The organism is Thermodesulfobacteriota bacterium, from assembly GCA_036397855.1.
Taxonomy (GTDB): Bacteria; Desulfobacterota_D; UBA1144; order Nemesobacterales; family CSP1-2; genus DASWID01.
The window spans coordinates 1-8179 of the sequence record DASWID010000173.1 but is presented as its reverse complement, the minus strand read 5'-3'; the positions used below and the strand labels follow the sequence as shown (position 1 = coordinate 8179).

11 protein-coding genes are annotated in these 8179 nt (G+C 41.7%); all 11 read left to right on the top strand.

Translation table 11 applies throughout. From position 1 onward, the window contains the following. Positions 1 to 646: 646 nt before the first annotated feature. Positions 647 to 1936: an NADH-quinone oxidoreductase subunit NuoF gene (gene nuoF / locus VGA95_13300; protein ID HEX9667517.1), complete on the top strand. Its 1290-nt coding sequence runs from the start codon at positions 647 to 649 to the stop codon at positions 1934 to 1936. Positions 1937 to 2526: 590 nt separating this feature from the next. Continuing rightward, complete coding sequence (locus tag VGA95_13295) at positions 2527 to 2949, top strand: MerR family DNA-binding protein (GenBank protein ID HEX9667516.1); 423 nt, start codon at positions 2527 to 2529, stop codon at positions 2947 to 2949. Beyond that, a complete protein-coding gene (locus tag VGA95_13290) occupies positions 2936 to 3211 on the top strand; it encodes a hypothetical protein (GenBank protein ID HEX9667515.1) in 276 nt (91 codons plus the stop codon). Before VGA95_13295 ends, VGA95_13290 begins: the two co-directional genes overlap by 14 nt. A 44-nt stretch (positions 3212 to 3255) precedes the next feature. After that, the gene (locus VGA95_13285; GenBank protein ID HEX9667514.1) at positions 3256 to 3717 is read left to right on the top strand and encodes a MerC family mercury resistance protein; all 462 of its coding nucleotides are present in this window, start codon (positions 3256 to 3258) and stop codon (positions 3715 to 3717) included. Between the two features lie 21 nt (positions 3718 to 3738). Further along, the gene (locus VGA95_13280) at positions 3739 to 3882 is read left to right on the top strand and encodes a hypothetical protein (protein ID HEX9667513.1); all 144 of its coding nucleotides are present in this window, start codon (positions 3739 to 3741) and stop codon (positions 3880 to 3882) included. 76 nt (positions 3883 to 3958) lie between these two features. Next, positions 3959 to 4225 (top strand): thioredoxin family protein, encoded by a 267-nt coding sequence (locus VGA95_13275; GenBank protein HEX9667512.1) that lies wholly within the window; start codon positions 3959 to 3961, stop codon positions 4223 to 4225. Between the two features lie 147 nt (positions 4226 to 4372). Continuing rightward, positions 4373 to 4729, top strand: coding sequence for a mercuric transporter MerT family protein (locus VGA95_13270; GenBank protein ID HEX9667511.1), 357 nt, complete (start codon positions 4373 to 4375; stop codon positions 4727 to 4729). Positions 4730 to 4745: 16 nt separating this feature from the next. Beyond that, entirely contained in the window at positions 4746 to 5078 is a 333-nt protein-coding gene (locus VGA95_13265; protein ID HEX9667510.1) for a cation transporter, read from the top strand. A 15-nt stretch (positions 5079 to 5093) separates the two neighbouring features. Beyond that, entirely contained in the window at positions 5094 to 5453 is a 360-nt protein-coding gene (locus VGA95_13260) for a MerC domain-containing protein (protein ID HEX9667509.1), read from the top strand. Between the two features lie 20 nt (positions 5454 to 5473). Further along, complete coding sequence (merA, locus tag VGA95_13255) at positions 5474 to 6877, top strand: mercury(II) reductase (GenBank protein ID HEX9667508.1); 1404 nt, start codon at positions 5474 to 5476, stop codon at positions 6875 to 6877. A gap of 758 nt (positions 6878 to 7635) precedes the next feature. Beyond that, positions 7636 to 8179: DUF547 domain-containing protein (locus tag VGA95_13250; protein HEX9667507.1), on the top strand; the 544-nt coding region annotated here is incomplete at its 3' end.

Below are 8179 nucleotides of genomic sequence, written 5' to 3'. Positions count from 1 at the left end.
TTTATGTGGACCGAGTGCGAAATGACCTGGGTCCGCTTTGGGAGTGGCTCCCCGAAGGTGCATTGTATTACCACCCTAACGCCTATCTTAAATCACAAAGAGAAAGTAGCTAATTTCATCAAGTGACAATTCAGCTAGGAGACCGCATGCCGCTTGAGCTTTAGGTGTCATACCTTGAAATAATGTATTTCTTTAGACTTGAAAATGGAATCTTGCAGGATAATATTTTCTTCGATACTACTAGATATAGCTCTGGTTCTGGCATATCTTGTGTACTTGACTGAGAACTTATTAGGGTTGAAATACTTCCTGGTTGTTGGCAAATAGCTGGTGAAACAGAAGCTAGAATTCTTAGAAGATCTCTCAAATCAAGGGTCGTAGATGCTCTTATAGCTCAGAGATGTATTGATTACGGCATTGCATTGACAACACGCGATAAAGGGTTTCTTAATTTTGAAAGGCTAACAAGCTTAAAGTTCTTTCATTAGGTATTCTTAATTCCTTCATCAAATTATGGGATTATCTTATTGGAAATTCCTTTGATCTATATAGGGTATTATTTGGATATTTGATTATTCAGCTTGCCAGCGACTACAAAACATATAAAATAACGTCGAGTTTTTATCGATAATTTAGGTAACCAATTATGCCTGAAATGAGGATTATCCGTAACTATGTTGGTAGAGCAGATTCAGAGTCGATCGCGTCTTACATAGCCGCTGGAGGATATACGGCCCTTGAGAAAGCTCTTAAGATGGATCCGCTAGAAATAATCGATGAGATGAAAAAATCAGGTCTTCGCGGGAGGGGAGGTGCAGGTTTCCCAACCGGGATCAAATGGAGCTTTATTCCCCGGGATTCGAAAAAGCCGATTTACCTTTGTTGTAATGCTGATGAGAGCGAGCCAGGCAGCTTCAAGGACAGGGAAATAATGGAAAAAGACCCTCATCAGATGTTAGAGGGAATTATAATTTGCAGTTACGCAATCAATGCTCATAAATGCTACATCTATATCCGGGGTGAAATGCCTACGGGTGCCAGGATAATAGAAAAGGCTATTGAAGAGGCTTATAAGAAGAGATATCTAGGGCAAAATATCCTTGGGTCCTGGTTTGATCTGGATGTCGTTTTATTCAGGGGCGCTGGTGCATACATATGCGGAGAAGAGACGGGACTCCTCGAATCAATTGAAGGCAAAAACGGTGAGCCTAGGCCTAAACCACCTTTCCCTGCACAGGTAGGGCTTTTTGGATGCCCGACAATAGTAAACAATGTCGAAACGCTTGCCTGTGTACCCCATATAATTAATAGAGGGGCTGATTGGTTTTCCGGAATCGGGACACCAAAAAACGCCGGAACAAAAATTTTCGGGCTCAGCGGGAGCGTTCTGAAACCGGGTCTCTATGAACTCCCGCTTGGTATTCCGGTGCGAGATCTAATATTTGAATATGGTGGTGGTACAAGAAACGGAAAACGGGTAAAAGCTGTTTCTCCTGGTGGTTCATCTGCTTCCGTGCTTACTGAGGATGAGTTGGATATTCCCATGGATTTTGATTCATTAGCAAAGGTGGGATCAATGCTCGGAACCGCCGGTGTTACCGTAATGGATGAAGGGAGTTGTATGGTGCGTGTTGCACAAAATCTGGCTCACTTCTATCGGGATGAATCATGCGGGCAATGCGTCCAGTGCAGGGAAGGTACGTGGTGGCTTGAAAAAATGCTTACGAAGATTGAAGAGGGTAGGGGCAGGGAACAATACATTGATACAATGCTTGATGCCTGTTCACAGATGAAGGGCACAACAATATGCGCACTTGCCGATGGTTGCGCCATGCCTATTGATTCAATTGTAAGAAAGTTTAGAGACGAATTCGAGGAACATATAAGATTTGGAAGGTGTCCCTTGAATAGTAGATACCTGGGTAGTTGGGAATAAGAGAGGGTTTTTTAATTGCTACATGTAACTAAGCCATAAGTTTTATTAGTTTAAACCAGATTAAGTAATCCTATATTTATTTTAAGCTAGTTGAATTCTAAAGTTATCTATCATTCCCGAATGCCTTTATGGGGAATCCACATCATGTCATTTCTCACCATTTGGAGAAGTCGTTCCTTAAGATAAGGGTTGCCTCCCCTTTGCTCCGAAGGTTCCAATCCTTTTATTATCGATGAAATGGTAGGGGCAATTCATGAATTGCCCTTAGGAAAATAGCAATAATATATTGGATAGGTTAGGAGTCTTGCTCGTAACCTCTGACCGCTCACTAGCAAGACTGGTGCGCTACCCCATAAGGATGGTTATCCTCGTCCACTCACTGAATGAAACCTAAGGATTATCGCTGCGTATTGTAGCGGAAGGCTTTACCCCTCAATAAAATTTAAACTCATCCAATTTCAGACTTAGATTCGAGAGGGATAGAGACAGATGTCCCTGTTTTTTTTGGGGTGGAAAAAGTTAAAAAGTTCAAAAAAGGTCTTGACTCCGTACTTAGGTACAGTGCTTATACTATCTAGAGAGGTGAAAAAATGAAAAATTCGACTATAGGACAGTTGGCCAAAAAGGCGCAGGTAAACGTTGAAACAGTGCGTTATTACGAGCGACGAGGACTGATACCCAGGCCACCTCGACGCGAATCAGGATACCGACAGTACCCTCAGGATACCGTCGCACGTATCCAGTTCATCAAGCGTGCCAAGGAGCTTGGGTTCTCCCTCAAAGAAATTTTGGAGCTCCTCTCTTTACGAGTTGATCCGAATACTACCTGCGGTCACGTTAAGAGACGTGCAGAGGTCAAGATTGCAGACGTTGATGAAAAGATTCAAGCACTCCAGAGAATAAAGAAGGCGCTCACGAAACTCGTGGCGCTCTGCAGCGGACAGGGTCCAACGAGTGAATGCCCGATAATGGATGTGCTGGATACTAGGAGGAAAACAGATGCTAACAGTTGAACTAATTTACGACGCTGATTGTCCAAACATGAATGAGGTAGAGCTCAACTGCTTTGCGCCTTCACCGAAGTTGGACTTCCATTTAAATGGCAGGAATGGGATCGTGACGCTCCTGAGAGTCCGGCTCACGTGCGTGCCTATGGTTCCCCAACCATCCTGGTTGAGGGTCAAGATGTGGCTGATGCTTCGCCATCCGCTGGAGAGGACTGCTGCCGTATTTACTTATCTAAAAACGGACAATTTCAAGGTGCCCCTTCAGTAGAAGTAGTCACCTCAGCACTTTTAAGGGCAAAGGAGACAGCGTCATTGGATACTGGAGCAGCCGTCATGGATAAGGGCAGTTGGCTCAATACTCTGACTGTGCTACCAGGGATTGGCGTTGGACTACTTCCTAAGCTGACGTGTCCGGTCTGCTGGCCAGCGTACGCAGGGCTTCTCAGCTCTCTCGGATTCGGGTTTGTCAACTACACAACCTACCTACTTCCGCTGACCATTTTATTTCTAACTCCTGCAGTTGTATCACTCGGTTATCGTGCAAAGAATCGCCGTGGTTATCAACCGCTCATTATCGGTGTCATTGCAGCAATCATTGTGATGATTAGCAAGTTCGTCTTCGTTTCCGATTTGGCCATGTACGGAGGTATCGCTCTATTAATGGGTGCTTCATTCTGGAACTCATGGCCAAAGCGAAGAACCGATAGTGGCTCCTGTCCCGCATGTGTTCCTACAGGACCGCTAACTCAAGAAGGGAACACAGATAAAACCTAAAAAATAAGGAGGTGATATCAAATGGCTCTGAAAGAAGGTGAAGTTTACAAATGTCCTGATAATAACTGTGGATGTGAAATTACAGTGATAAAGGGCGCTGCGCCTGGCAAGGGCGGTGATCTAGCACCGCGCTGCTGCTGCGGTAAAGAGATGGTTAAGAAGTAAATAGTAAAGACTATTGTGGACGGGGCGGAAAACGCCCTGTCCGTGCAGGTCAATGAGAAAAAAGGAGGTAATAACTATGAGTACCAAACGTAATATTGAGATCTTTAGTGCAGGATGTCTTGCGTGTGAGGAGACGATTAGGCTTATCAATCGAGTCACCTGTCCATCCTGTGAAGTCATCGTTCTGGATATGAGAGACCCGGACGTGGCAAGCCGAGCCAAAAGTTTGGGAATCCGGTCGGTTCCTGCCGTGGGGATAGACGGTAAGCTCGCTGATTGCTGTGCAGGACGTGGCCCTGATGAGGCCATGTTAAAAGCTTCTGGATTAGGGCAACCGATCTGATATTGAGATCAAGTAGCCTGCTAATAGAGGGTCAGAGTGTCTTTCATAGGAGCACTCTGACCTGTAATATCTAGCTTAGGAAAAAGAAAAGTATAAGCATCATACCTACATATAAATTGAATAAGGCTATGAAGAAGGCTGGAAAAAATGGCTGATAGAACTGAAAAAATAACACTCTTTGCTTTTATAGGCTCTATAATGTCAGGACTCTTAGCATCACTATGTTGTATAGGCCCCTTGATATTTGTAATTCTTGGACTGAGTGGAGCCGCTTTTTTCACAAAATTTGAACAATATAGATTGCTTTTTGGAGCAATAGCTCTTGTGCTCTTAACCCTTGGTTTCTTTTTTGTTTATAGAGAGAAAGAGGAATGTGCTCCTGGCACAAGTTGTGCGATAAGTCCGAAGAGAAAAAAGCTAAATAGAATAATTCTTTGGATAGCGGCTATTTTGGTAATTGCTTTTATCTTTTCACCAAACATTATAGGATTTTTTGTTACTTAAAAAGGAGGTATAAAAGATGAAGATTGTAACTATACGTACATTTATTTTAGTAGCGGTTCTAGCCATTGTTCTTACGGCAGGTTTTAATGCTTCTGCGTTTAGTGAAGAAGGCACAAATAAACAAGAGGTTACACTCAAAGTGGATGGAATGACGTGCAGGATGTGTCCGCTTACTATAAAGACTGCTCTAAAGAAGCTGAATGGCGTAGTAGATGCTGATGTGAGTTACAAGGATAAAGAGGCTAAAGCACTGTATGAAGATGGCAAAGTTACAGTAGATGACATAGTTAAAACTATAGAGAGTTCTGGTAATTATAAAGCAACTTCTCTTAGTAAAGAAAGGAAGTAAAGGAGTAAAGCTATTATGGTATCTAAAATTATCAGTTCACTTGGATCAATCTTTGCAGCTCTATGTTGCATCGGAACACCGGCTCTTTTAGCTTTTCTTTCAAGCATTGGTGTTGGATTTTTAATTAACGATAAGATTCTGATTCCACTTCTTGTAGTTTTCCTTGGCATTAGCATTGGAAGTGTTTATAAATCATCTAAGTTCCATGGAAGGAAGGGAAGCCTAATCCTTGTCATAATAAGTGCCATAGTTGTCTTTGCTGCCATCTGGTTCTCAAAGCTGTTAGTTTATATTGGACTTGTGGGTCTGATTGCGGCTTCTGTTTGGGATATTTACCTTCAAAAGGCATGTAAACCCGAATCTTGTGTGATATAGAAAGGAGGTATTTAAAGATCATGGAAAAATTTGACCTGATCATAATTGGTGGTGGCGCAGGTGCCTTTGCAGCAGCCATACACGCAAATGAGCTCAGAGCAAAAATGGCAATGGTAAATAGTGGGCTGCCACTTGGTGGAACGTGTGTTAATGTTGGGTGCGTTCCGTCGAAAACGCTTCTCTATGCCGGAGAGGTTTTGCATATGGCGAAGAATCACGGCATTCCAGGTATTGAGCTTGAGGTAAAAAACTTTAATTTCCAAAAAATTATTCAAGATGAACTCTCTTTAGTGGAAAGATTACGCCAGGAGAAATACGAAAAGGTGTTGAAAGATCTTAAGCATGTTAAGCACATCGAAGGAAGAGCAAAATTTATTTCGAAAAACGAGATAGAAATGAATGATCAAAAGTTATTTGGAGAAAAATTTATTATTACCACTGGCTCAACCGCCAATTTTCCTCCAATTGAGGGTATTCGTAAAGTCGGCATTGTTACTCATGTTGAAGCGCTAAGTCTTGAATGGCAACCAGAAGAGCTGATTGTAGTTGGTGCAGGACCAGTGGGTCTCGAGTTTGCCCAAATGTATGCGAGATTTGGCACAAATGTTACTATCTTACAGCGTGGCTCATCTATCTTCCGGCGAGGTGAAAAAGAGTTAACTGAGCGCCTTAGTGAACTGCTATCAGAAGAAGGTATAACCATTAAAACAAATGTTGTGGTCAAAAGAGCACGTAAGGAAAATGGTAAAAAAGTTCTTTCGTATATCGTTGATGGGAAACAAGAAGAGGTATCCGGTGATGAAATACTCCTAGCCGCTGGCAAAACTCCAAATACCAAAGAACTGAAGCTGGAAAAAGCTGGTGTCGTAATTGACGAACGCCAAGCCGTTATTGTTAATCAGTTCTTTCAAACTTCTCAGCCCCATATATTTGCTGTTGGTGATGTAACTAACTTACCTTTGCGCCTTGAACCAACTGCTGGGTACGAGGGAACTCTTACAGCAGAGAATGCTTTAACCGGATCCAAAAAAAGCATTGATTACAACACTGTGCCTTACACGATTTTTACTGATCCACAACTTGCCGGTGTAGGATACACCGAAGATGAACAAATGAAACAAATAGGTGTATGTGCTTGCCGAACCGTCTCATTTACTGACGTGCCAAAAGCAATAATTACACGTCGCACTGAGGGATTAATCAAAATGACAGTCCATCCCTCAGCAGGGCAGATTATGGGTGTTCATATTCTTGCACCAAATGCTGGAGATCTTATTGCTGAAGCGATGATGCTGATAAAGAATAAAAATACTATTGATGATGTAATAAGCTCGCTACCAATTTTCCCAACACTCTCAGAAGCAATAAAGATTGTTGCATTGTCATTCACTAAAGATATTTCTAAATTAAGTTGTTGTATATAGAAGAAAAAAGGGGCCCCTTTAGCCAGTCCCTGTCAATAGGTAAAATAATTCCTTACAATTAATTTGATTCATATAACATTTCTATTGCTATTTCATCCAGTGCGCACCCGTTATTTTATTCATTCGGTGTCGGTATAAGCATAAGCTGATCCGCACCAGTCACCCATATGGATCAATCCTGAACATCCTGAAACAAGTTCAGCACAGGTACAAAGAAGCAATCCTTCGACGTCGCTCAGGACTAGGCTACCCAAAAATTTACCGAAAAGGAGGAAATTCCCTCTTTTTTAAAGAGGGATATAGGGATTTTAACGTCTTCGTTTCTGATTTTCTTGACGCAATTTTTGGAATGCCAACGACACTATAGACTTCAGTTTCGTCATTTCGAAATTTTCCCTTCGATTCACTCTGTATAAACCAACTTAGAATTAACATATAAATGACAGGCAATTTGTCATTGCGAGCGTAGGCGAAGCAATCTGCCACATCAATGCTATAATCGCGTGTATTAGGTACGGGAAGCTCTGCCAGTGTTAAAGGAAATTGCTTCGGGACTGCTTAAGACCCCTCGCAATGAGCTATTACACCGTAGTTATTGTACGAGGATACGCTGAAGCTCCCTGCCGGGTTTTCCATCAATAGAACCTTATAATAATGTAGTATCGGTTTCTAAAGCTAATTATGAATCTCTACCCGTATAAAAAACATCCTAATAGATAAATTTCAGAATTTGAACTGTTCTTCAAAGATCTCATAAAATGAATTCAATTTGGTTTAAGCTCACAATTGGCTCGATATTCTTAATATTGGTCTTTTCAATATTCATAAAGTCAAAGAGCAATTCGTTATCAATTATTTCTTATGCAGCGAGTGATGGAATGTCTTATACTTTCGATCATACACATTCTGTTTTTGATTCATTGCTCAAAAGTTACGTACACGATTCAAGGGTTGATTACAAAGGATTCATAAAATCGTCCGATGAATTAAATACGTATCTCACACAGCTTGGTTTTGTTAGTGAGAAAAGCTATGAAAATTGGACAGAGGAACAAAAACTGTCGTATTGGATTAATGCTTATAATGCCTTTACCATAAAAGCTATTATCGACAACTATCCGATAAAGAGAAGTCTTTCCTTAGTAGGTCTTTTTGTCCCTAGTAACAGTATTCTTCAGATCTCTGGTGTTTGGTCGGATCTCCAATTTCGGGCGGTTGAGAAGATGGTCACTTTGGAGGAGATTGAGCATGAAATACTCAGGAAGCAATTTAATGAGCCCAGGATACATTTTGCCATCAATT